The sequence below is a fragment of the Agarivorans sp. D1326 genome (genome assembly GCF_056958115.1).
Window position 1 is genome coordinate 98,143 of sequence record NZ_JBTWEN010000013.1, and the last position, 22,153, is coordinate 120,295.

Below are 22,153 nucleotides of genomic sequence, written 5' to 3' on the forward strand. Positions count from 1 at the left end.
ATTTATGCTTCCGGAGAAAAGAGTTGTTGGTATTGGTCGGCTTTAAAACCAAGCGTGAAAGACTGGTCAACTTGAAGTAATGGGCGCTTAATCATTGCTGGGTGCTCGGCCAGCAGTTGAATGGCTGTATCTTTATTTAGGTCAGCTTTTTGTTGGTCGCTTAGCTGGCGATAGGTGGTTCCACGTTTGTTCAAAACGGCTTCCCAACCCAGCTGTTCACACCAATGGCTAATTTGTTCAACACTAACACCATCTTTACGATAGTCGTGGAAGCTAAATTCAATGTTGTGTTCGTTTAACCAACGGCGGGCTTTTTTAATAGTGTCGCAGTTGGGGATCCCGAACATTACTATGTTTGTTGCAGACATGTATGTTCCCTTTTTTATTTTGGCTAAGAATACCAGAGCTGAAGGCAAAGCTCATCGACCAATTTAGCTGGTAAGGGATTTATACCAATCGTACTATGTAACTGTTCATTTTATCTGGTTAAAATACTCGATAACTGCGTTAGAATTTTTGACTGTAGAATAACTACTTATCGAAAAATCCTGCCTTATTCTCGAGTATTTTTCCTGCGTTATTTCTGATCACTTACTTAGTGTGATTGGTATTAAGGCTTTGAGTGAATTTAAGGCAAAAAAAACCACGCTAAGTAGCGTGGTTTAATCACTTAGGCAAAAGCCCAATTTATTTAATAATGGTTAGTACCGGCGTTTCGCTAATGGTTACAGAACCTGATTTTTTCACTAATTCTTTAATCTCGTCCATGTTAGAGATAACCACGGGCGTTAGCGTTGATTTTGCTTTTTCTTCTAGCACGGCTAGATCAAACTCAATAATCACATCACCTTGTTTCACTTCTTGGCCTTCAGCCGCGATACGAGTGAAACCTTCACCTTTTAGCTCAACGGTATCAATACCGAAGTGAACAAACAGTTCTACGCCGTCGGTAGATTCTAGTGAAAACGCGTGGTTAGTTTCAAAAATCTTACCAATGGTACCGTCACATGGCGCTACCATTTTGTTACCGCTTGGCTTAATCGCGATACCATCGCCCACGATTTTCTCAGCAAATACTACATCAGGCACTTCTTCAATAGGAACGATTTCACCTGATAGTGGGGCGATAATATCGATCCCGCCTTTGCTTGAACTATCATCTGAAACCATTTTCTTGAATTTGTCGAATAGACCCATTATGGCGCTCCTAAATTCTTATGTATTGTGCAGTTGTAACTATCTTAACAGACGGAATTTTGTTTAACAAAAGTGTCAACTAACGTTTCAATTTCAGCGGCTGTTGGTAACGCTAAAGCTTGATCGGCTAATTTCTTCACATCAGCATAGTTTGAATTACGGATCAGTTTTTTGATCCTTGGTATAGAAATAGCACTCATTGAAAATTCATCTAAGCCCATTCCCATCAATAACAAGGTAGCAGTTTCATCACCAGCCAACTCACCACACATACCTGTCCACTTACCTTCAGCATGTGAAGCATCAATAACTTGCTTGATTAAAGTAAGGACAGCGGGTGACATTGGGTTATAGAGTGAAGAAATAAGCTCGTTGCCACGATCTACTGCTAGAGTGTACTGAGTTAAGTCGTTGGTTCCAATACTAAAGAAGTCTACTTCTTTAATTAAATGGTGAGCAATAGCCGCCGCTGCAGGTGTTTCTACCATTACGCCAACTTCAACTTCTTCATCAAAGGCGATGTCTTCAGCACGTAATTCGGCTTTTAGTGAATCTAACACACCATTTAACTTGCGAATCTCTTCAACCGAAACAATCATCGGGAACATGATGCGCACTTTACCAAAAGCAGACGCACGTAATAGCGCACGAAGTTGAGCATTCATAATTTCTTCGCGGTCGAAGAAGATACGAATTGCACGCCAACCCAAGAATGGGTTCATCTCTTTTGGCAAATCTAAGTAAGGTAGGTCTTTATCGCCACCGATATCCATAGTGCGGATAATCACTGGGTGGCCTTGCATCGCTTCTACTACAGCTTTGTAGGCTTCGAACTGCTCGTCTTCGCTAGGTAGTGAGTCACGATCCATGAACAAAAACTCGGTACGGTATAAACCAACACCTTCTGAGCCGTTGCGATGAGCGCCATCTACATCTTTAATGGTGCCAATGTTGGCACATACTTCAATTTGATGGCCATCTAAAGAAACCGCAGGTAGGTCTTTTAACTTGGCAAGTTCAGCTTTTTCTTCGATGTAGCTTTGTTGGCGCTGTTTATAAGTGGCTAGTTGCTCATCGCTTGGGTTAATAACAACTTCATTGTTTAGTGCATCTAACGCAATGATATCGCCATTTTTAACCTGTTGGGTTACGTCGTTGGTACCAACAACAGCTGGTAGCTCTAAAGAGCGAGCCATAATAGAAGTGTGAGAAGTACGACCGCCGATATCAGTAACAAAACCTAGTACTTTATCTAAGTTAATTTGAGCTGTTTCTGAAGGGGTTAAATCGTTGGCGACTAAAATTACTTCTTCAGTAATGGTACTTAAAGAAACAATCTCGATGCCTAGAATGTTTTTAACTAAACGAGAACCTATGTCGCGAAAGTCCGTTGCGCGTTCTTTTAGGTAAGGGTCGTCTAACTCGGCTAGCATCTGCGCGTTTTGCTCGATAATGGTATGAGCTGCATTGTCGGCGCTAAGCAAGTTATCTTTGATGCAGGCTAGAATTTCCTCTTCAAGCTCTTCATCTTCTAACAGCATGATATGTCCTTCGAAGATAGCTTCTTTCTCTTCACCGAAGGTTTTACCTGCCATTATTTTAATTTCTTCGAGCTGTGCAGAAGTTTTATTACGTCCATCGAAAAAGCGTTGTACTTCGCTTTCTACCTGCGCTGCGTCGATATTTGTTTGGTTAATCACTACTTCTTGTTCCGCAAGTAGCAGTGCTTTACCAATTGAAATTCCTGGAGATGCCAGAATACCTGAAATCATAACCTACACCTATTTAGTTGAACTGATTAACGGACTTATAAAAATGCTGACTTATTCAAGTTCATCCATTAACGCAACTAGTTTTTCTACTGCAGCAGTTTCGTCTTCGCCTTCAGCGCGAATTACCACACTAGTGCCTTTAGTTAGGCCAAGAGTTTGCAGTTTAAAAAGGCTTTTGGCACTGGCAGATTTGCCATTGCTCTCAACAGTGATATCGCTAGAAAATGCTTTTGCTTCTTTTACAAATTGTGCCGCTGGGCGAGTATGAAGACCATTTTCGGCGGTGATAACAACACTTTTCTCAAACATACAATCATTCCTCAAGTTAAATTATGTCGCCTATAGCTTGATATAAGCTTAGACGCTTATTAGTAAAACGTTTTCGAGAAAAAAATAACGTAAAAGCCTTTGGTAAAGTTTAATCTACGTCAAATTTTCCTATTTAGTTGTACAGTGTTACTTAATATTACATAGGGGTTTTGTGTGTAACTCTATGTAATTTAATAAATAATACTAATTTATCGAAGTGAACAATGTGTCAATTTTGATACCTTTTGTTACAAAGTGATACATTGTGAAGCGCATTATTTAGCGGTTTGGAGTATAGTTTTTGCAGTTTTGTTGCACAAGTCTTAATGGTTAATTTCCTTTGGAAATAAAGTCTTTGTCGCAAAAAAAAGCAACCTTCACAGGTTGCTTATTGATTACTTGCTTAAATTTACTTATTGAACGTTTTCTTGTTCAGTGAAAATGTTAGCAAATAAAGCACTTGATAAGTAACGCTCACCTGAGCTTGGCAGTATCACAACAATCGTTTTATCTGCAAATTCTGGCTTTTCAGCGATACGGTTCGCAGCTACAACAGCGGCGCCTGAAGAGATACCCGCTAAAATACCTTCTTCTTCCATTAAACGTTGAGCCATAGCTATAGCGTCTTCGTTAGTTACTTGCTCAACCGCGTCAACCATTTCTAAATCTAGGTTGCCAGGGATGAAGCCTGCACCAATACCTTGGATTTTGTGTGGACCAGGAGTTAGATCTTCACCCGCTTTAGCTTGAGCAATAACTGGAGAATCAACTGGCTCTACTGCAACAGAAGTGATGCTTTTGCCTTGTTCCAGTTTAATGTAACGGCTAACACCTGTAATTGTACCACCGGTACCCACACCCGCTACAAACACATCAATTTCACCGTCTGTATCTTCCCAAATCTCTGGGCCAGTTGTTTTCTCGTGAATTTCTGGGTTAGCTGGGTTATCAAATTGACCTAGTAATACGTATTTCTCTGGGTTGCCATCACGAATTTCTTCAGCTTTACCGATAGCGCCTTTCATGCCTTTAGCGCCTTCAGTTAGCACTAAGTTAGCACCCAATGCTTTAAGCAATTTACGACGCTCTAAGCTCATGGTATTTGGCATGGTAAGGGTGATAGGGTAACCGCGAGATGCTGCAACAAATGCTAAAGCAATACCGGTATTACCACTGGTAGGTTCAATGATTTCTTTACCTGGACCCAATAAGCCTTTCTTTTCTGCATCCCATACTAAGTTTGCACCAATACGACATTTAACACTGAAGCTTGGGTTACGGCTTTCTACTTTAGCCAGTACGTTACCTTTGCTTACGCGGTTAAGGCGAACTAGCGGAGTGCGACCGATAGTCAGGGAATTGTCTTCGTAAATCTTACTCATTGAAACGTCCTTTTTAAGGTTAATAGGCGTGCTACAATCAGTGGTTATTGGCACTTAGCAGCATTACTGTGTTACTAGCATAACGCGCTATTTGGTAAGGGGAAGTAACGTTTATTTATAACGTTATGTAATTAAGAGATAAATTGATATGCCATTAGGCGTAGTGTTGTTGGAAATTTGTGAAGAAGCATTGCTACAACAAGGTTTACTTCAACTAAGCTAAAGTTGATTAACTAATCCTTTGGTCACTAGTAGCGAGGACGCTATGTTTATGTGCGATTGTGTATTGCGATATAGCTCAAAAATTGTCTTTTTTATGCTGCTGGTTTTCGCATTGCTGGCGTGCAAGGATGTCGAACAAAGTTCAGATTTATTAAATAACTTTGAGCCAGAATTTGTTGCCCAGTGGCAAACTGTCGTTGAGGCCAGTGAGCCTCCTGCGGAATTCTCATTACAAGCTGCATGTATCCCTCAGGTAATTGAAGCGAATCCTCAGCAAGCCTTAAAAGGCACCATAATTATCGTGCACGGCTTTACCGCATGTAACCAACAATTTTTTGATTGGGGCTTGCAGTTGGCGGCTGCCGGTTATCATGTTGTGTTGCCAGCTCTTCCTGGCCATGGTCTTGAGGCAGAACAACAAGATTTGCTGTTGGAAGCTAGCGGTTTAGCCAATAATGCCCAAGTGTATTCAGATTTTGCTGACCAATTGGTATTGCTAGGGCAGCTGTCTCCGGGGCCTTCAAAAATCATTGCAGGTCTAAGTGTTGGCGGAGCTGTGGCGGCTGCAGTTGCAATACGCGGAGAACAGACCTTTGATAAAGCTTTGCTAATGGCTCCTTTTTTGGCAATTCCAATGACTTACTCTACAGAACCGGGGCCGCAGCTAGCACCGCTTAGCCCACAAGAAGAGCTCGACTTACTGGATTTGCTCAATGCTGAAACTGATAATTCCGAGCAACTAGAGCAGATCTGGCAACAGTTTGCTCAGTTACTGGAGCAATTTCGCACCGGGGTGGCGCAATCCTTATTAGCACTTCTAAAACTTAGCACCTTTATTCCCCAATTGGATTATAGCTGGGGCCCTGCCTGTGAAGATGAACGAGCCGCTGGCCGAGCTGGGATATGTAATTTTAAAATAAGCAATTTGTTTGCGGTAGACAGTTTTGGTCGAGAAACCCTAGTAGCTTATCAGCAAGCTGAGAGTCTTGCTGTGCAAGTTCAATTGGTGGCAGTTGAAAATGATAGTGGTGCAGACCCACTGGCTATTCAAACACTGGCGGAACGCTTAAACAGCTTAATTGGAGAGCAAGCTTTAGGTTACTGTTTGTATGACGGTGAGATTGTGCCGCACTCCTTCATATCAAAATATGACAACATCGTATTGGCAGACGCAGGCGCTACTGACGTACTCAGTTCTGCTTTAGCTAATATGGAAGCGCTTTGGCTAAGCCGGTTTTATAGCGAAGCCTTAGAGTTTATTTATTCCGATACACCTAACTTTTTTGAGAATGAACAGGGCTTTTGTATACAGCAACCCAAGTAGCTTACAATTTGCTATCGCTAGGTAAAATTAATGTCTAGTGGCTTGCTATTAATTTTGTGGCTTGCACATTGAGTTTAACGCACATCACTAATACCACTTTGATGACTTTACTTATTTCAGTTTCATTGATTATTGTTTAGCAGTTTAAAATTACTAACAAACTGAGCCTTAACAACGGGAGAGCCTAATGGAAAAAGTTGCGCGTTTAGCAAGTAAGCACTGGCTAATTGCCATGGTGTTGTTTTCTATTTATGGCGTTCAAGTTTGCCCATTTTTGGAAGCTCAAACGCCTCTTCAATTATTACTCCCTATCATTATTAGCTTTCTTGTCACCTTGTTGGCGAGGCGCTTTGCCTGTTTGGCAATAGAAAGGAAGTCAAAGGAACAGCAAGTAAGCGCCCAGTTCACTCTCGATTTTTCACAGTTTTTAATCATGGCCTTAAGCATCGTTAGTTATAATTTAATGATGTTTGAGCCACCTTGGGAGTCAAACTTAAAGGTTATTTTAGGTTTGGCTGCTTTGGGCTTTTATGTCGCGGCAGATTTAGCCTTGTTTAAGGAATGGCAAATTGCTCAAGACTTAGAGAGTGCTGGCCAACACTTACAGATTAAGCCGCAACCTTATTCTGTTAGTCAAAAGTTTTCAGCCTTCGCAGCGGCCAGCGCTTTCGTGCTAGCAGGTGTTATCTTTTTGGTGATTAATAAGGATTTAGATTGGTTGGTAAATGTTGGTTCAGATCTCTACCCGATTGAAGTGGCTCAGCGTTATATTGTTATCGAACTAAGCTTTGTATTGCTGGTGGTATTGGCCTACGTGCTAAGAGTAATAAGCAGTTACTCACGCAACCTAAAGCGTTTGCTAGAAAACGAAAATCATAGCTTGGCTAAGGTACAAGCCGGCCAATTAGATACTCAGGTCACCATTAGTAGTAGTGATGAATTTGGCTTGATAGCACAGCGCACTAACTCCATGATTGCTAGCTTGCAGCGTAGTACTTTGTCGCTTCAGCAAACGCGAGATATCGCCATTCACAGTTTGGCGACACTAGCAGAAACCCGTGACAATGAAACCGGCGCGCATATTCTACGTACCCAGTACTACGTTAAAGCCTTGGCTGAGGCGCTGCAAAATGAGCAAGGTTTTAGCAATTTATTAAGTCCTCAGATTATTGATTTAATCTATAAGTCAGCCCCCTTACATGACATAGGGAAAGTGGGGATCCCCGACGCTATTTTACTTAAGCCCGGTCAACTTGATGACGAGCAGTGGCAGATCATGCGCCAGCATCCTGAAATAGGAGCCGATGCCTTAGCCGAAGCTGAACGCCAGTTTGGCAGTGAGGATGCGGCCTTCCTGCAATACGCTAAAGAAATCGCTTTATCTCATCACGAGAAATGGGATGGAAGTGGCTATCCCGAAGGGTTAGCTGGGAGTGAGATTCCCTTAAGCGCGCGCTTAATGGCCTTGGCAGATGTTTATGATGCGCTCATTTCTAAGCGGGTATACAAACCTGCTTTTTCTCACGACAAAGCTAAGCAGATTATTTTAGAAGGGAAGGGCTCGCATTTTGACCCTGCCGTGGTTGAGGCATTTTGCCGATGTGAGCAGCAATTTGTCGAGATTGCTGCTCAATACAGTGATAAACCAGAGTGTGCAGCTTAGTTGCTGTAAACCACAATGGATACGCGGTAGCGATCTCTTTTCGGGCTGCGCTCTACGGTATAAACCGAGTAGTGGCTGGCGTTTTGGGTACTGGCCCATTCCACAGCTTCTTTTTCGGCTATGTCTAAATCTAAGTTGCTCAAAAAGGTTTTTTGGGCCACTTTGGTTAAGTTCATTTCCTGGGCTTCGCCGTAGTTTATCTTTTGTAGTGTACTGGCTGCTGCCATCACAGAGCCCGCACTCAGTAAGCTGACACTTAGTACTAAGCCCGACAATAGATGTTTGGTTTTCATTACTGCTTCTCCTCGACCAGCTTGTCTCGATAACTATCGACCCAAATTGCTGTGGCACCACATACCGCTACCGGCATGATAATTAAGTTTAGTAGGGGTACGGTACTAAAAAATAAAACGATCGCCCCAAAGCCACTGTTGCGAATGCGATCTTGCTTAAGTTGATCGCGCATAGTAGCAAATGGAATGCGATGATTGTCAAAAGGGTAATCAATGTACTGAATGCACATCATCCAAGCACAGAATAAAAACCACAGTACAGGCGCAATAGTTTGGCCAATGGCAGGGATTAAAAACAGCAGTAATAAGCCCAAAGCTTTGGGTAGCCAGTACCACAGCTTTTGCAGTTCGCGAGAGAAAATGCGTGGTAAATCTTTGATGAGTTCGCCTATCGACATGTCATCGACTTTTTTACCGCTAAGGTGCATTTCTACTTTTTCGGCTAATAAGCCGTTAAAAGGCGCTGCAATCCAATTTCCAATAATGCTAAAGGTAAAACCAAACACCATCAGAATAGCGATTATCGCCGTTGGCCAAATTAACCAGCTTAGCCAATCTAACCAGCTTGGTAGGTAATCAATAATTTGCTGAACCCAAGTGCCTAACTGTTGGTATAAAAAGAAGAATGCCGCACCAAATAACAAGATGTTAGCGATTAGAGGAATCATCACAAAAAGCCGAAGACCAGGTTGAGTAATTAAGCTAAAACCCTGGGCGATGTAAGAAATTCCGCTGCGAGAAGCAAGCGAATGCTGCGTCATTGTTGTGATCCCTCGTTTGTTTATGGACTCATATATTACAAAGCGTTGATAGCTCTGGTAAAGTCTTGCTTAACAATAGCAACAAATTAAGCAAAATCATTTATGCGCTTGAAACAAATCCGCCTCGCCGGGTTTAAATCTTTCGTTGACCGAACCACCATCCCTTTTCCCACCGATATGACAGCCATAGTAGGGCCAAACGGTTGTGGCAAGTCAAACGTGATCGACGCTGTTCGCTGGGTATTAGGTGAGAGCAATGCCCGCCATTTGCGCGGTGGCTCTATGACCGATGTTATTTTTAATGGTTCAACCAAGCGCGCCGCTGTATCGAAAGCCATGGTGGAATTGATTTTCGATAACCAGCAAGGGCGAATTGGCGGAGAGTTTGCTAGTTACGCCGAGATCGCCGTTCGCCGAGAGGTTAGTCGAGATGGTCAAAACAACTATCTGCTAAATGGTGCTAAATGCCGTAAACGCGATATTACCGATTTGTTTTTAGGAACTGGCCTTGGTCCGCGCAGTTACGCGATTATTGAACAAGGCATGATTAGCCGTTTAATCGAGTCGAAGCCACAAGAGCTGCGGGTGTTTATCGAAGAAGCAGCTGGCGTGTCTAAGTATAAAGAACGCCGACGCGAAACTGAGTTACGCATTAAACACACCGATGAAAATATTCTGCGTCTGCGAGATATCGAATCAGAGCTTGCGCAACAAGTCAGTAAGCTTAAAACCCAAGCGCAAGCGGCTAAGCGTTATCGCCAGTATCGAGAACGTCATCGTGAACTAAAGGCGCTTATTTGCCTTCAAGAGTTGCGCCAGTTGGACGCGAGCATTGATAAGGGCAATCAGGGGAATGATCAAGCCGAACAGCAGCAAAGGCACGAAGAACACCTGATAACTCAAACGGAAAACCAGCTTAGCTTGCTTAACCATCAAATTGCAGAGCAGCAAGAACAGATTCAAAATCTGCAGCAGCAACGTTACCAACTTAAAACTGAGTTGGCGAAACTTGAGCAGCAACAATTACATACCAAGCAACAACAAAGTCAGTCGCAACAAAGTCGCGACCGCAACTTAACTCAGCAAGCTGAAATTAAGGCAAGCTTAGAGGTGCTAAGTGAGCAGTTAGCGCTGGAGCAAGAAGCCATCGCAGAACTAGAGTTGCAACAAGAAATGCAGCAACAAGTGTTGTTAGAGTTAGAGCCACAGCTGGAAGACGCCGAGCACCAGCATGCCGATGCCCTAGCTGAGAGTAATGCCTTTTTAGCTGCGAGCCAACAGGCGCGTCATGCTGTGCAGCAGTGCGAAGCCCAATTGCGCCATTGTGAGCAAATGCAGCAGCGCCATAAGCAGCAAATTGCTCAATTGGAGCAAAGCTTAAGTCACACCACCGATGGTGATGAAGCTGCTCTGCAGCGTTTAACTCAGCAGCTCGACGAAAGCGAACCCAAGCAACAAGAGCTTGAGATGCAGTTGGCACAGGCCGAGGACTCTAAGCAGCACTTAGCCGACAAACTAGCGGCCTGCCAACAACAATTGCAACAAACACAATTACAACAAACTGCTGAAGAAACCCGCCTGCAGGGTGTAGACAAATTGCTTGGGCAAGTTGAGCAGACTGCTCAGCAGCCACTGCTTGATGTTTTGGGCGTGAAGGCTGGATGGGAGCAGGCAGCAGATGTGGTTTTAGGTACATGGCTACAAGCGGAGTGGTGTGAGCAACTAGACGCCCAGTTTCCCTTAGCATTAAGCGCAGTTGCGCCTGAACTAAGTCATCAGCTCGCCCCTCAGTTAGCAACGTTGAGCAGCTTAGCCGAACAGTTAGAGAATGTTGAGCTTGGATACTTATGTGGCCAAGTGCTAGTGGTCGATAATCTTGAGCAAGCGATAAGCTTGCGAGAGCATCTAAGTCATGAACAATCATTGATAACCGCCAAGGGCGAGTGGGTAGGAAAATACTGGCAGCAGTTGAGCCCACCGAACTACCAACATTCTTTGTTAAGTCTGCAACAAGAGCGCCAGCAGCTACAAGAATTATTGGCTCAGTTGGAGGAAAACGCTACTCAGCTAAAGCTTGAACAACAAGACCTGCAGCAGCAATCTCAGCAACAGGCTGAACAGATAAAATGGCTAAGCCAAAACTTAGCGACAGTGAAGGCCGAGCTTGCCGACTGGCGCAGCCGCTTAGCCTTATTAGAGCAACAGCAAGCCTTTGCCAGGCAACAAACCGAGCAAATACAGCAGCAAATCGCCGAACTGCAGATTACGCTGGAGCAAGATCAAGAATCGCAGTTATTGCTTGAAGAGCAACTTGAACAGCATCAGGCTGAACTAAACCAGCAAAGCGAAAAGCAAAAATACTTACAACAACAAACTGCACTGGCGACAGATGCTCTAAAACAGCAACGCTTGAGCTTGCAGCAACAGCAACAAGCTAGTCATCAGCAGCAATTGTTATTACAGCAACAGCAAGCAAAACATCAAGCCCAACTGCAGCAGCAAAGCTATCAGCAGCAAAAGTTGGCCGAACTTGAACAGCAGATACAGGCGCAGCCTGAAGAGCACGATGAGCAACTAACCCTGCTTGGTGAGCAAATAGAACAGTTGCTAGAGCAACACTTAGAATTGGAAGAGCAGCAAACAGGCGCTAGCGAAGCACACCATAAAAGTGTTGAACAACAGCAAGCTTTGGCTCAGCAGTTAAAAGATGCGCAGCTACGTTTAAAAGAATTGATTGAGCAAGGTACGCAACAACGAATTGAACAGCAAAGTTTGTTAGCGCGTCGAACCGTATTGTTAGAGCAACTAGCGGAGCAAGGTGAAAACTTAAAACACCTTGAGTTGTCGTTGCCCGAAGCCAGCTTAGAAGACGATTATGCCAGTGAACTAAGCCAAGTAGATGCGCGCTTGAAGCGATTAGGCGCGGTCAACTTAGCTGCGGAAGAAGAATTTGAACAGCAGAATGCACGTTATCAAGAGTTAAGCACGCAACTTACTGATTTAGAAGCCGCTATTGAAGTGCTGCAAACAGCAATCGCCAAAATAGACCGTCAAACTCGTTCTAAATTTAGTGAAACTTTTGCTAAAGTAGATGCAGACTTACAGCAGCTTTTCCCCAAGGTTTTTGGTGGGGGTAAGGCTTGGCTTGAACTGTCTTCCGACGACTTACTCGAAACTGGTGTAACTATAATGGCGCGACCTCCGGGTAAAAAGAATGCTAGCATTAGTTTATTGTCGGGCGGAGAAAAAGCGCTGACTGCCTTGGCCTTGGTTTTTGCTATATTTCGCTTAAATCCTGCGCCATTTTGTATGCTTGATGAGGTAGATGCACCGCTAGATGAAGTAAATGTGGGACGTTTTGCCGATTTAGTGCATAGTATGTCTGATACGGTTCAATTTATATTTATCAGTCACAATAAAGTGACAATGGAAAAGGCCTCGCAACTTGCCGGGGTAACAATGCAGGAGCCAGGCGTATCACGCTTGGTAGCAGTGGATATCGCAGAAGCGATAGCCATGGTGGAATAATAGCTTTAGAGAACAGTTAAATGCAGGAATTACGCATCGTACTTATCGTTGTTGGAATCATTTTAATTATTGCTTTGCTCGCTCATGGTTTTTGGAGTAGTCGCAAACAACGACCTGAAAAACTGGTTAGTCCCAAAAAATCTTTAGGGGCTCAAGAATCTTCAGCAACACGTGATGAACAAGGTTTTGATGATCTGGGTGTAGGCCAAGCTCGGGTTATTGGTGACCCTATTGAAGATGCTATTACTCAGCAAGAAGTAGCTCCAGCCGCAAAACCTGCGGCTAAATCAGCCGAAGTAAAAGCAAGCCCAGATTTTGCCGCAGAGCCAAGCACGCCAGTGCAGCGCAAAGAGCCTGAATTTAGCTTTTCTGCGGTAGATGAAGCGCCAAGTATTAGTGATAGCCAAGGTTTAGAGGGCTTAGAACCTAAGGCCAATCCAGAGGCTGTGAGTGTTGAACCTGAGCCAAGTACTTTGTCTAGCGAACCAGAGTTTGCCTTTGATATGGATGAAGTAAAAGAAGAACTTGTAGAGCCTGTTGTGGAAGAACCACAAGAGCCGGTTAAAGATCCTAATGCACCCGATGATGTGTTTATCTTAAATGTTATGGCTCAGAGTGGCCGTTACTTAAAAGGTGCTGCGCTGTTAGCAAGCTTAGACAAAATAGGTTTGCGCCATGGTGACATGGATATTTTTCATCGTCACTTAGATAACAGCGGCACGGGTCCGGTGATATTTAGTTTGGCGAATATGGTTAACCCTGGCACTTTTGATATTGATGCCATGGACCAGTTGGAAACCCGTGGTGTGAGCATTTTCATGACCGTGCCATGTAAGGGCGAACCAACTAAAAACTTTGCCTTAATGTATAACGCAGCAATGACCTTGGCTAAAGATTTAGACGCGATAATGTTAGATGACCAGCGTAATCCTTTGACCAAGCAAACCGTTAATCACTATGAGCAACGGGTGCGTGAATACGAGCGTAAGCAACTGCTCGTAAACTAATAAATTGTGTGTATTTTTAAGCCTTTCCAATACATGTATTTGGGAAGGCTTTTTTATTTGAAAGGTCTCTCATGGACAAGCCAGAACAACAAATTGAGCAGCTAAGAACTCAACTCGAGCAATATAACTATCAATATTACGTATTGGATGAGCCTTCGGTTCCTGATGCTGAATATGACCGCTTATTTCGAGAATTACAGAGCTTAGAAAAGCAGCATCCAGACTTATTGCGAAGTGACTCGCCTACCCAGCGTGTTAGCGGAACGCCGCTATCAGCCTTCGATCAAATTCAGCACGAAATGCCAATGTTGTCCTTAGACAACGTATTCAGTGAAGAAGAGTTAAGCGCTTTTAATAAACGTTTGCAAGAGCGATTGGTGACAGCTGATGCAATTACCTATTGCGTCGAACCCAAGCTTGATGGCTTAGCCGTGAGCATTTTGTATGTTGATGGTGTGCTACAGCAAGCTGCAACACGTGGAGATGGCAGCACCGGTGAAAATGTTACCGAGAATGTGAAAACCATTCGCTCTATTCCTCTGCGTTTACGGGGCAATAACTGGCCCGCCAGATTGGAAGTGCGCGGTGAAATATTTATGCCTAAGGCGGGTTTTGAAAAACTTAACCAGCAAGCAATCGAAAAGGGTGAAAAAGGCTTTGCCAACCCACGCAATGCAGCAGCAGGAAGTTTGCGACAGTTAGACTCGCAAATCACTGCTACGCGTCCTTTGGCATTTTATGCCTACTCCTTGGGCGTGGTGAGCGAAAGCTTAAGTCAAAGTCATTATCAGAACTTACAAAGCTTAAAAGACTATGGTTTACCGGTGTGTCCTGAAGTGCGCACTGTTAGCGGCAGTGAGGCGTGTTTTGCCTATTACCAAGAAATTGGTGAGCGCCGCAATAGCCTCGCCTATGAAATTGATGGCGTTGTTTACAAAGTAGATAGTTTGGAACTGCAGCAACAATTGGGTTTTGTTGCGCGAGCACCTCGCTGGGCAACCGCCCATAAATATCCGGCTCAAGAAGAAATCACAATATTGCGAGATGTAGAATTTCAGGTTGGGCGAACCGGAGCGATAACTCCCGTGGCCCGTTTAGAGCCGGTTTTTGTTGGTGGCGTTACGGTGAGTAATGCCACCTTGCACAACGCTGATGAAATTGAACGTTTAGCGGTGCGTATTGGCGATAGCGTGATTGTACGCAGAGCGGGTGATGTGATTCCACAGGTCGCCGGAGTCATCCTTGAGCGTCGCCCAGAAGATGCAAAAGAGATAGTTTTTCCTGAAAGCTGCCCGGTGTGTGATAGCGCCATCGAGCGCATCGAAGGTGAGGCTGTTGCGCGTTGTGTAGCAGGTCTGCGTTGTGGTGCGCAGCGTAAAGAGGCACTAAAACATTTTGTTGCCCGTAAAGCTTTAGATATAGACGGTATTGGTGACAAGTTGGTAGAGCAGTTAGTCGAAGCTGAGTTACTGCAAACCCCCTTAGATTTGTTTCACCTTGCGCAGCAACGAGACGCCTTGTTGGGCTTGGAGCGCATGGGCGAGAAGTCTGTCGATAAGTTGCTAGCAGGTATAGAAGCAGCACGAGAGACCACTTTGGCGCGCTTTATTTATTCCTTAGGGATCCGTGAAGTAGGTGAGGCGACAGCTGGCAACCTTGCTCAACATTTTAAAAGCTTACCCGCAATAGCCGATGCCAGCCTTGAGCAACTACAAGATGTGCCGGATGTAGGTGAAATTGTTGCTAAGCACCTGCGTTTCTTCTTCACTCAAGAGCAAAATGCAGAACTCGTGAATGCGCTGGCCGAACAACTCTCTTGGCCTGCGATAGAAGATAAGGCGGAAGAAGACTTGGCCATGAACGGCAAGGTAATTGTACTTACCGGCACACTAAGTCAACTTGGCAGAAGCGAAGCTAAACAAGCGCTGCAAGCCTTAGGTGCTAAAGTAACCGGCAGTGTATCAAAGAAAACCGACATTGTGATTGCCGGTGATGCGGCAGGTTCTAAACTCACTAAAGCCCAAGATTTGGGCATTGAAGTATGGAATGAACAACAATTAGTTGATTTGCTGCAAAGCTAAGTGAAAGCTCTCTCACTATCACTACCATAAAGGCCCGCTAGTTTGCTAGCGGGCCTTTTTGTTGAATAGTCACTAATAACCACTTTGATTGCTTGGCTTAAATGGCTTGTTGTATGTCGATTCAGCTACGCTTAATTAACCACCACCAATAAAGTGTTCCCTATGAGTCAATTCGATTCCTTGCTTCCACCCCAAATGGCTGAACGGGCTGCCGACGTTGGAGTAAGTAAAGCCACCAAAGATCCGCTTAAAGCATTTCTACTGGCCCTTACTGCTGGCGCACATATCGGCATAGCCTTTGTTTTTTATACCACTGTAACCACTGGTGCGGGAGATTTTCCTTGGGGTTTTACCCGTTTAATCGGCGGTATAGCATTTAGCTTAGGCCTGATTTTTGTGATTATTACCGGTGGTGAATTGTTTACCAGCTCTGTATTGACGCTGGTGGCAAGAGCCAGCGGTAAAATCTCATGGAAAAGCTTATGTGTTAACTGGTCATTGGTTTATTTAGGTAATTTGGCTGGCGCTTTTGTCTTAGTCTCGCTAATGCTAATGACCAAGCAATATACCTTTGCCGAAGGAGAGGTAGGTATCAATACCATGCGTATTGCCCAGCACAAGCTGCATCATGATTTTTTTCAGGCAGTTGCCTTGGGCATTATGTGTAATGTTTTAGTATGTATCGCAGTATGGATGACGTTTAGCGCCCGCAGTTTAACTGACAAGGTAATGGTGATGATTCTGCCGGTAGCAATGTTTGTCTCGGCGGGCTTTGAGCACTGTATTGCCAATATGTTCCAAGTACCTATGGCCATTGGCATTAAAAATCTCGCAGGCCCCGAGTTTTGGCAAGCTACTGGCTTAAGCCCAGCTGACTTTGCCGATCTCACTTTTGGCAACTTCTTCATCAATAATTTAATTCCGGTCACTCTCGGTAACATCATTGGCGGAGGGGTATTTGTGGGACTAGGCTATTGGCTTATTTATTTACGAAAGCCCGATTAACCGCGTTTGTTGCATCGTTTGGGTGCGATTGTTGAGCGCTTAACTAAGCCTGCGACTAGCTAGTATTTACTGCGATTAACTTAGCCGTAGCTTGGTTTTGCTGAGCATTGCGGTAAGGACATAGCGCAAATAGTGATTCCTCTGAATTATTACCTCTTTTGGTGTATATTTTGCTTCGTTAATTCTTGAGTTTAGTTGTTGTTCTTGGTGATTTAGGTAGTTTATGTCGGTTCTTTCTCCAAATAGTGTTTTTACTTCGCTTCAGCAAGATGGCCCCTTTGCGGTAAGCCGTGATGCCTTTGTGGCGCACCCATTTTCTACTGGCGTTCGCAGCTGGGTAAAACGCTTGCAGCAAGATAGTAATAATGTGTCTAAATACCGGGCGCTGCGAAGCCAGATATTTGAGTTTTTGGGCATTGACAGCTTCTCACAAATTCAGAACTTGATTGACGACGTGAGCTTGCGTAAACAGCGCAGCGAACGAGCATTATCTCTATTGGGCAATATGTTTGGTATTGATGGCAACTTGAACGAAATTGAAAGCCGAGTTGATGAATATGCGCGTACTGCAGATGCGGTCATTCACTCAATTAAGGGGAAAATTCTTTCTCCTTATGCTTCGCATATTGAAAATACCAACGAAATTGAAGTGACCAATAATCCGGTAGAGTTATTGCTGATTATGTTCAATGATGACTACCACAAAAAAGCTCGCTTTGAAGCACGACGTAAACTGATTTTGATGACCCTGGCTGGCAGCATCGAGCAGCGTGAGCGAGAAACTGAAATCGAAAACAAGTTTTCAGCATTTCTTGAGTTTTTAAATGGCTACGTGTGGAGCAAAGAGCTCAAGATTGGGGAGCTAGACCCGGTTTATTTGCACTCTAAACACCTTAACGACGATTACGCCTGTAGCGAGGTGAAAGTATTAAACCCTCAGCAAGCCAAGCTTATTCAACGTGGCGAGCGTGAAAAACTCACCTTGTTAAAGCGCCGAAGTTTTACTGTGGGCGAGCGTAAAATTCCAATTTACGTTTCTATTCGCAAAAAGCCGCCAGAAGCAAAAGTATTAAAGCTATTACGCAAAAACCAGAAGAACCCCGCGGTGGCGGTAGATGACGAGCTTGGCTTAATGGCGGTTCTAGATTCGGTTAGCGATATTAAAGCCTTTCAAAAGCACCTCACGCGCAGTGCTTCTAGCGCAAATTCCTTAATGGTGCTAGAAGACATTTCCGATACCTTAACCGATAGATCTGAATATCGCGGTAGGGCAGTGGGCTCTAGTGAAAAAACACCAATGATGAAGTTTTTTGCGCGTTTAGGCGGAATGCGGGTGGAGTTTATTATTCATACCAACCGGACTTGGCTCAATTATATGTATCAACAAGATGTTGCTCACAATGAGTATGAAGTAAAACGAATGTTCGATACCGGGGTCATTGAGCTGCTATTCCCGATGGATATTTTCCATTTAAATCACCGTAAAACCCGTGATGAAATGATTCAATTCTTCAGAAAACAGATTGAGGCTTAAGCCTTAAAACCTGCGGCAAGTCTAATAAGGCCATCAAGCTAGCGAGCTTGCTTGCAATGGCATATTGGTGGCGCTAGAGTGTTGGTTAAATAAAGTTGTTGGTTGTGTATTGTTGAATTTGGCGCGTTTTTCATTAGTGGTTTATACAGCTCTGGCATTTGCTTTAACTAGCATTAATGCAAGTGCTGGCGCGCTCATCGAGCAGCACACGGCTGAAGATATCTTGGCAATCGGCCACTCACCGATGCAAGATTGTCATGTAAATGCTAGTTCTTCTGCGGCAGTAAATATCGATGGACATGCACTAACACATACAATGCCTATTGGCGGCAGTTGTTGTACCGTAACTTGCATGGCTCCGCCGCTGATGAATTTGCTCAAACTCAATATTGCTGAATCCCCAAGCAGCCTTTTAGCTTTTTCCTCTACCCGCAGTATTACCTTATTCAATACTGCTGAGCCTCTATATCGCCCTCCTATTGGTTAAGTTCCCAAGATTATAAGCATTATCAGTTTTTGGATTGATAGTGGAAGCATTAAGCCCCTAATTAGATGGGCCAAAAGTGGAACAATAATGAACATGTCTTTTTGTAGATTGGTAGCTGCGATGCTGCTTACCGCCTATGCAAACTTGGTTTATGCGGAGCCGAATGAAACTGCACTTGGTGAAAACCTGTATTTAACTGTTGGCGGTTACGGATGCGCGGCCTGCCATGGCAAATACGCGAATGGGGCGGGGAACGTGGGTGGTAACATTCGTGGTGCCAGCTTAGAGCAGTTTAATCACGCCTTAGAAAATGAACCAACTATGCAGTTGCTAAGCGACGTTTTAGTACCAGAGCAACGAGGGTTGATTGTGCAATACCTGACTAGTTTAGGTGCAATGCCGCTGGTGGAGTGGAGCATCGGTGAAGATACCGACATTAAAGCTCAGCAGCTTATACCCAAACAGTTGAGCCAGTTGGTTGTTAAAAATGACACCTTAGTTGCTATAGCGGTGGATCTTAGTCCCTTGGCAATAAATCAAACATTACATATAGAGCCTTTAGATACCCAAGCTGTGCAGTTTATTGCGCCTGCTTTTTCGGTAAGCCTACAAGTAAATGGGCAGGCTCTACAATTACTAGTGAATGAATAAGAGAATAATGATGAAAATACTAAACAAAATACTACTAAGCCTGTTGGTCTGCTTCACCAGTTCGGTATTGGCTAAAACTAGCATTGAACTATATAAGTCACCCACTTGTGGTTGTTGTACCGAATGGGCCAAAATTATGGAGCAAAAAGGGTATCAGGTGAATGTGCATCACAAACAACAGTGGAACGTACTAAAACAAAGTTACGACATGCCCCCTCAGCTGCAGTCTTGCCATAGTGCAGTGATTGATGGCTACTTAATCGAAGGGCATGTACCGGAAAGTGACATTGCCCGCTTGTTAAAAGAACGCCCCAAAAACATTAAAGGATTGGCTGCGCCTGGTATGCCACAGCATTCGCCGGGCATGGCAAAAGAAGGAGCTGCTTATAAAGACTTTAAAGTTATCGCTTTTTCAGAGGACGGCTTAAGTATTTATAAGCAGTATTAAGGTGTTGTAGGTGCTCTAAACTTAGGCCAGCTATTTGCTGGCCTTTTCATTGTTAGTCGCTAACAATGAGAGTTCGCGTTTGGCAGAGGAGTGAATTAAGCTTTATTTACGTAGATAACTGAAATTGAAGACATTCAAATGAAGCTATTATTAGTAATGGTTCTGTTGTTTTCTTGGTCAATACATGCCAAGTCTCAATCCGAAACAACAACCTTGTATTTCGCTAATATCCCCAATAATTTTACCGTAGCTATAGGCGCAGAAGTTATTAAGACTGCATACCAAAAACTGGGCATTGCGGTCGAGTTTGTTGATATGCCCACTAAACGCGCACTAAAACAATCTAATGAAGGAAAAGTTGATGGTGAAATTCACCGTGTTTGGAGTATCGCCGATAGTTATCCAAACCTGATTCGAGTCCCCACTCCGATTAACTACATCGATCAGGTAGTATTTAGTTCGGTACAGAATGTAGATATAAAGCAGTGCGCAGATTTAGCGCCTTATACTGTTGGGATAGTGAGAGGGGTGAAGCATGCTGAAGAATGCACTCGAGATCTTCCTCTTCAAAGGGTTTTTAATACATCTGCCAAGATGATGACCATGTTAAGTGCACAAAAAATTGATTTTGCTATTTCATCTTGGGTCAACGGTATGTGGTTAAGAAAAACCATGGATATAGATAATGTACATGTGGTTGGCCCTCCGGTAAGTCGGCAATTGCTCTATCATTATGTGCATAAAAAACATGCCGATTTGGTTGAGAGAATCGACGCAGTATTTATCGATATGCAAGAGAGTGGCGAGCTTGAGCTGCTTAGGAAGCAAGTGATAAATGATTTATTAAAAAATGCACCTTAAAATCTGAATGTCTCGTTCTTGCACTAAGCCAAGTGTTCTTCTTTCAGCTGCAAAGTGAGCAATACGACCCAAGCCAATCCAGGTGAGTATAGTGAAACAGAATCCTCTTTTACCGCAGCTTGGCAGTAAACTCTTTGCCTGTTATACCGGGTTGGAAACTGAGCTGGTTTATCGCCGTGGTTTTAATTTACCCGGTTTTGCCGCATATCCGTTGTTAACCACTCCCAGTGATAAACTTTTGCTTGATGCTTATTACAAGCAACTGATCGAGTTAGCGAGAGGGTTGGGCGTAGGGTGTATTCTTGATTCAGTGTCTTGGGCGGCAAATCGAGACCGAGCTTCTGCTCTTGGCATCACTGTTGGTCAGCTGAAGTGGTTTAACATAGAAGCAATAGAATTCATCGCGAGTATTAAGCTGCAGAACCCTGATGTGCCAATAGTATTATCAGCGCAAGTAGGCCCGCGTGATGATGGTTATGCACCCCGTCATTTAATGAATGTGCAACAGGCTTTTGATTATCACTGTGAGCAAATAATGGTGTATTCCAGCACCGAAGCAGATTTTGTCAGCGCGTTTACCATTTGCTATGCCGAAGAAGCTATCGGTATCGTCAAAGCCGCGCAGAAGTACGCTATGCCTGTTGCCATCGCGTTCACCTTAGAAACCGATGGCTGTTTACCTACAGGTATGGCTTTGAAAGATGCTATCGCGGTGGTGGACGCGGAAACAGATTCGGCAGCGCTTTATTACTTAATAAACTGTGCTCACCCTAGTCATTTTGCTCAGATCTTCGATGGAGGAGCTTGGATGCAACGCTTGCGTGGTTTGGTTGTAAATGCCTCCTGTTGCAGTCACCAAACGCTTGAACAAGCCACAAACTTAGATGAAGGAAACCCGGCTGAGTTAGGTAAGCAAGTTGCAGAATTTCATCGCCGGTATCCCCAACTCAATATTTTAGGCGGCTGTTGCGGTACTGATATGCGTCATATGAAATCAATATTTGAAGCGGTGAAAGCAATTGGCTAATTCGCGATTTGTAGAACTTCAGCAATAAGTGCAATAACTCTTTACGGCTAAGCGATGGGTTTAAGCTTTCTGTTTGGCAGAAAGCAAAAAGGCCTGCAAATGATGCAGGCCTTTTTAATATGGTGGTCGCTACTGGGCTTGAACCAGTGAGTATCGACTAGTAGAGCCGCCTAGCGAAGAGGAGGGCATTGCTCTCCCGCTCTTTATGGCTAAGCGATGGGTTTGAGCTTTCTGATTGGCGGAAAGCAAAAAAGCCTGCAAATAATGCAGGCCTTTTAAATATGGTGGTCGCTACTGGGCTTGAACCCGTGACCCTTGCCTAGCAAAGAGGAGGGCGTTGCTCTCCCGCTCTATATGGCTAAGTGATGGGTTCGAGTTTTCTGTTTGGCAGAAAGCAAAAAGGCCTGCAAATGATGCAGGCCTTTTTAATATGGTGGTCGCTACTGGGCTTGAACCAGTGACCCTCGCCTAGCAAAGAGGAGGGCGTTGTTCTCCCGCTCTTTATGGCTAAGCGATACGTTCGAGTTTTCTGTTTGGCCGAAAGCAAAAAGGCCTGCAAATAATGCAGGCCTTTTTAATATGGTGGTCGCTACTGGGCTTG

Annotated in this window: 19 protein-coding genes and 1 pseudogene; 12 read left to right on the plus strand and 8 right to left on the minus strand. The window is 44.1% G+C overall.

Annotated elements, in window-relative coordinates:
* Positions 1 to 2: 2 nt before the first annotated feature.
* The 5 genes from ACYFDN_RS19750 to cysK form a co-directional block, all read right to left on the minus strand.
* The gene (locus ACYFDN_RS19750; protein WP_152779656.1) at positions 3 to 368 is read right to left on the minus strand and encodes an ArsC family reductase; all 366 of its coding nucleotides are present in this window, start codon (positions 366 to 368) and stop codon (positions 3 to 5) included.
* 319 nt (positions 369 to 687) lie between these two features.
* Positions 688 to 1,197, minus strand: coding sequence for a PTS glucose transporter subunit IIA (gene crr, locus ACYFDN_RS19755; RefSeq protein WP_016403639.1), 510 nt, complete (start codon positions 1,195 to 1,197; stop codon positions 688 to 690).
* A 44-nt stretch (positions 1,198 to 1,241) separates the two neighbouring features.
* Positions 1,242 to 2,969: a phosphoenolpyruvate-protein phosphotransferase PtsI gene (ptsI, locus tag ACYFDN_RS19760; RefSeq protein ID WP_483512423.1), complete on the minus strand. Its 1,728-nt coding sequence runs from the start codon at positions 2,967 to 2,969 to the stop codon at positions 1,242 to 1,244.
* Positions 2,970 to 3,020: 51 nt separating this feature from the next.
* A complete protein-coding gene (locus ACYFDN_RS19765; RefSeq protein WP_016403637.1) occupies positions 3,021 to 3,278 on the minus strand; it encodes an HPr family phosphocarrier protein in 258 nt (85 codons plus the stop codon).
* Between the two features lie 413 nt (positions 3,279 to 3,691).
* A complete protein-coding gene (cysK, locus tag ACYFDN_RS19770) occupies positions 3,692 to 4,660 on the minus strand; it encodes a cysteine synthase A (protein ID WP_016403636.1) in 969 nt (322 codons plus the stop codon).
* Between the two features lie 334 nt (positions 4,661 to 4,994).
* Between cysK and ACYFDN_RS19775 the strand changes: the two genes are divergently transcribed.
* Together ACYFDN_RS19775 and ACYFDN_RS19780 are read left to right on the plus strand one after the other, a co-directional pair.
* Positions 4,995 to 6,206: an alpha/beta fold hydrolase gene (locus ACYFDN_RS19775; RefSeq protein ID WP_483512424.1), complete on the plus strand. Its 1,212-nt coding sequence runs from the start codon at positions 4,995 to 4,997 to the stop codon at positions 6,204 to 6,206.
* A 187-nt stretch (positions 6,207 to 6,393) separates the two neighbouring features.
* Entirely contained in the window at positions 6,394 to 7,869 is a 1,476-nt protein-coding gene (locus tag ACYFDN_RS19780; RefSeq protein WP_483512425.1) for an HD-GYP domain-containing protein, read from the plus strand.
* Here ACYFDN_RS19780 and ACYFDN_RS19785 read toward each other — a convergent pair.
* Positions 7,866 to 8,162 (minus strand): hypothetical protein, encoded by a 297-nt coding sequence (locus ACYFDN_RS19785; RefSeq protein ID WP_483512426.1) that lies wholly within the window; start codon positions 8,160 to 8,162, stop codon positions 7,866 to 7,868. The genes ACYFDN_RS19780 and ACYFDN_RS19785 overlap by 4 nt on opposite strands.
* Entirely contained in the window at positions 8,162 to 8,923 is a 762-nt protein-coding gene (gene cysZ, locus ACYFDN_RS19790; protein WP_483512427.1) for a sulfate transporter CysZ, read from the minus strand. Before cysZ ends, ACYFDN_RS19785 begins: the two co-directional genes overlap by 1 nt.
* A 102-nt stretch (positions 8,924 to 9,025) precedes the next feature.
* On the opposite strand from cysZ, the gene smc reads away from it, so the two are divergent.
* From smc to ACYFDN_RS19840, 10 genes are all read left to right on the plus strand, one after another.
* Complete coding sequence (gene smc / locus ACYFDN_RS19795) at positions 9,026 to 12,451, plus strand: chromosome segregation protein SMC (RefSeq protein WP_483512428.1); 3,426 nt, start codon at positions 9,026 to 9,028, stop codon at positions 12,449 to 12,451.
* Positions 12,452 to 12,471: 20 nt separating this feature from the next.
* Positions 12,472 to 13,458, plus strand: coding sequence for a cell division protein ZipA (gene zipA / locus ACYFDN_RS19800; protein ID WP_016403631.1), 987 nt, complete (start codon positions 12,472 to 12,474; stop codon positions 13,456 to 13,458).
* A 71-nt stretch (positions 13,459 to 13,529) separates the two neighbouring features.
* Positions 13,530 to 15,539, plus strand: coding sequence for an NAD-dependent DNA ligase LigA (ligA, locus tag ACYFDN_RS19805; protein WP_483512429.1), 2,010 nt, complete (start codon positions 13,530 to 13,532; stop codon positions 15,537 to 15,539).
* A gap of 162 nt (positions 15,540 to 15,701) precedes the next feature.
* A complete protein-coding gene (gene focA, locus ACYFDN_RS19810; RefSeq protein WP_483512430.1) occupies positions 15,702 to 16,544 on the plus strand; it encodes a formate transporter FocA in 843 nt (280 codons plus the stop codon).
* A 223-nt stretch (positions 16,545 to 16,767) separates the two neighbouring features.
* A complete protein-coding gene (locus ACYFDN_RS19815; RefSeq protein WP_016403628.1) occupies positions 16,768 to 18,078 on the plus strand; it encodes a hypothetical protein in 1,311 nt (436 codons plus the stop codon).
* 67 nt (positions 18,079 to 18,145) lie between these two features.
* Positions 18,146 to 18,565 (plus strand): hypothetical protein, encoded by a 420-nt coding sequence (locus ACYFDN_RS19820; RefSeq protein WP_483512431.1) that lies wholly within the window; start codon positions 18,146 to 18,148, stop codon positions 18,563 to 18,565.
* Between the two features lie 87 nt (positions 18,566 to 18,652).
* Complete coding sequence (locus ACYFDN_RS19825; RefSeq protein WP_483512432.1) at positions 18,653 to 19,216, plus strand: c-type cytochrome; 564 nt, start codon at positions 18,653 to 18,655, stop codon at positions 19,214 to 19,216.
* 7 nt (positions 19,217 to 19,223) lie between these two features.
* A complete protein-coding gene (locus ACYFDN_RS19830) occupies positions 19,224 to 19,664 on the plus strand; it encodes a DUF411 domain-containing protein (RefSeq protein ID WP_483512433.1) in 441 nt (146 codons plus the stop codon).
* A 138-nt stretch (positions 19,665 to 19,802) separates the two neighbouring features.
* Entirely contained in the window at positions 19,803 to 20,525 is a 723-nt protein-coding gene (locus tag ACYFDN_RS19835) for a substrate-binding periplasmic protein (protein WP_483512434.1), read from the plus strand.
* 91 nt (positions 20,526 to 20,616) lie between these two features.
* On the plus strand, positions 20,617 to 21,552 hold the full coding sequence (locus ACYFDN_RS19840; RefSeq protein ID WP_483512435.1) for a homocysteine S-methyltransferase family protein: 936 nt from the start codon (positions 20,617 to 20,619) through the stop codon (positions 21,550 to 21,552).
* 431 nt (positions 21,553 to 21,983) lie between these two features.
* Here ACYFDN_RS19840 and ACYFDN_RS19845 read toward each other — a convergent pair.
* Positions 21,984 to 22,070 (minus strand): annotated as a pseudogene (locus tag ACYFDN_RS19845).
* Positions 22,071 to 22,153: the final 83 nt, after the last annotated feature.

Bases quoted from the DNA above. Each gene is read 5' to 3' on its own strand.
- ACYFDN_RS19750 (WP_152779656.1), bottom strand. From the start codon at position 368: ATGTCTGCAACAAACATAGTAATGTTCGGGATCCCCAACTGCGACACT.
- crr (WP_016403639.1), bottom strand. From the start codon at position 1,197: ATGGGTCTATTCGACAAATTCAAGAAAATGGTTTCAGATGATAGTTCA.
- ptsI (WP_483512423.1), bottom strand. From the start codon at position 2,969: ATGATTTCAGGTATTCTGGCATCTCCAGGAATTTCAATTGGTAAAGCA.
- ACYFDN_RS19765 (WP_016403637.1), bottom strand. From the start codon at position 3,278: ATGTTTGAGAAAAGTGTTGTTATCACCGCCGAAAATGGTCTTCATACT.
- cysK (WP_016403636.1), bottom strand. From the start codon at position 4,660: ATGAGTAAGATTTACGAAGACAATTCCCTGACTATCGGTCGCACTCCG.
- ACYFDN_RS19780 (WP_483512425.1), top strand. From the start codon at position 6,394: ATGGAAAAAGTTGCGCGTTTAGCAAGTAAGCACTGGCTAATTGCCATG.
- ACYFDN_RS19785 (WP_483512426.1), bottom strand. From the start codon at position 8,162: ATGAAAACCAAACATCTATTGTCGGGCTTAGTACTAAGTGTCAGCTTA.
- cysZ (WP_483512427.1), bottom strand. From the start codon at position 8,923: ATGACGCAGCATTCGCTTGCTTCTCGCAGCGGAATTTCTTACATCGCC.
- smc (WP_483512428.1), top strand. From the start codon at position 9,026: ATGCGCTTGAAACAAATCCGCCTCGCCGGGTTTAAATCTTTCGTTGAC.
- zipA (WP_016403631.1), top strand. From the start codon at position 12,472: ATGCAGGAATTACGCATCGTACTTATCGTTGTTGGAATCATTTTAATT.
- ligA (WP_483512429.1), top strand. From the start codon at position 13,530: ATGGACAAGCCAGAACAACAAATTGAGCAGCTAAGAACTCAACTCGAG.
- focA (WP_483512430.1), top strand. From the start codon at position 15,702: ATGAGTCAATTCGATTCCTTGCTTCCACCCCAAATGGCTGAACGGGCT.
- ACYFDN_RS19815 (WP_016403628.1), top strand. From the start codon at position 16,768: ATGTCGGTTCTTTCTCCAAATAGTGTTTTTACTTCGCTTCAGCAAGAT.
- ACYFDN_RS19825 (WP_483512432.1), top strand. From the start codon at position 18,653: ATGAACATGTCTTTTTGTAGATTGGTAGCTGCGATGCTGCTTACCGCC.
- ACYFDN_RS19830 (WP_483512433.1), top strand. From the start codon at position 19,224: ATGATGAAAATACTAAACAAAATACTACTAAGCCTGTTGGTCTGCTTC.
- ACYFDN_RS19835 (WP_483512434.1), top strand. From the start codon at position 19,803: ATGAAGCTATTATTAGTAATGGTTCTGTTGTTTTCTTGGTCAATACAT.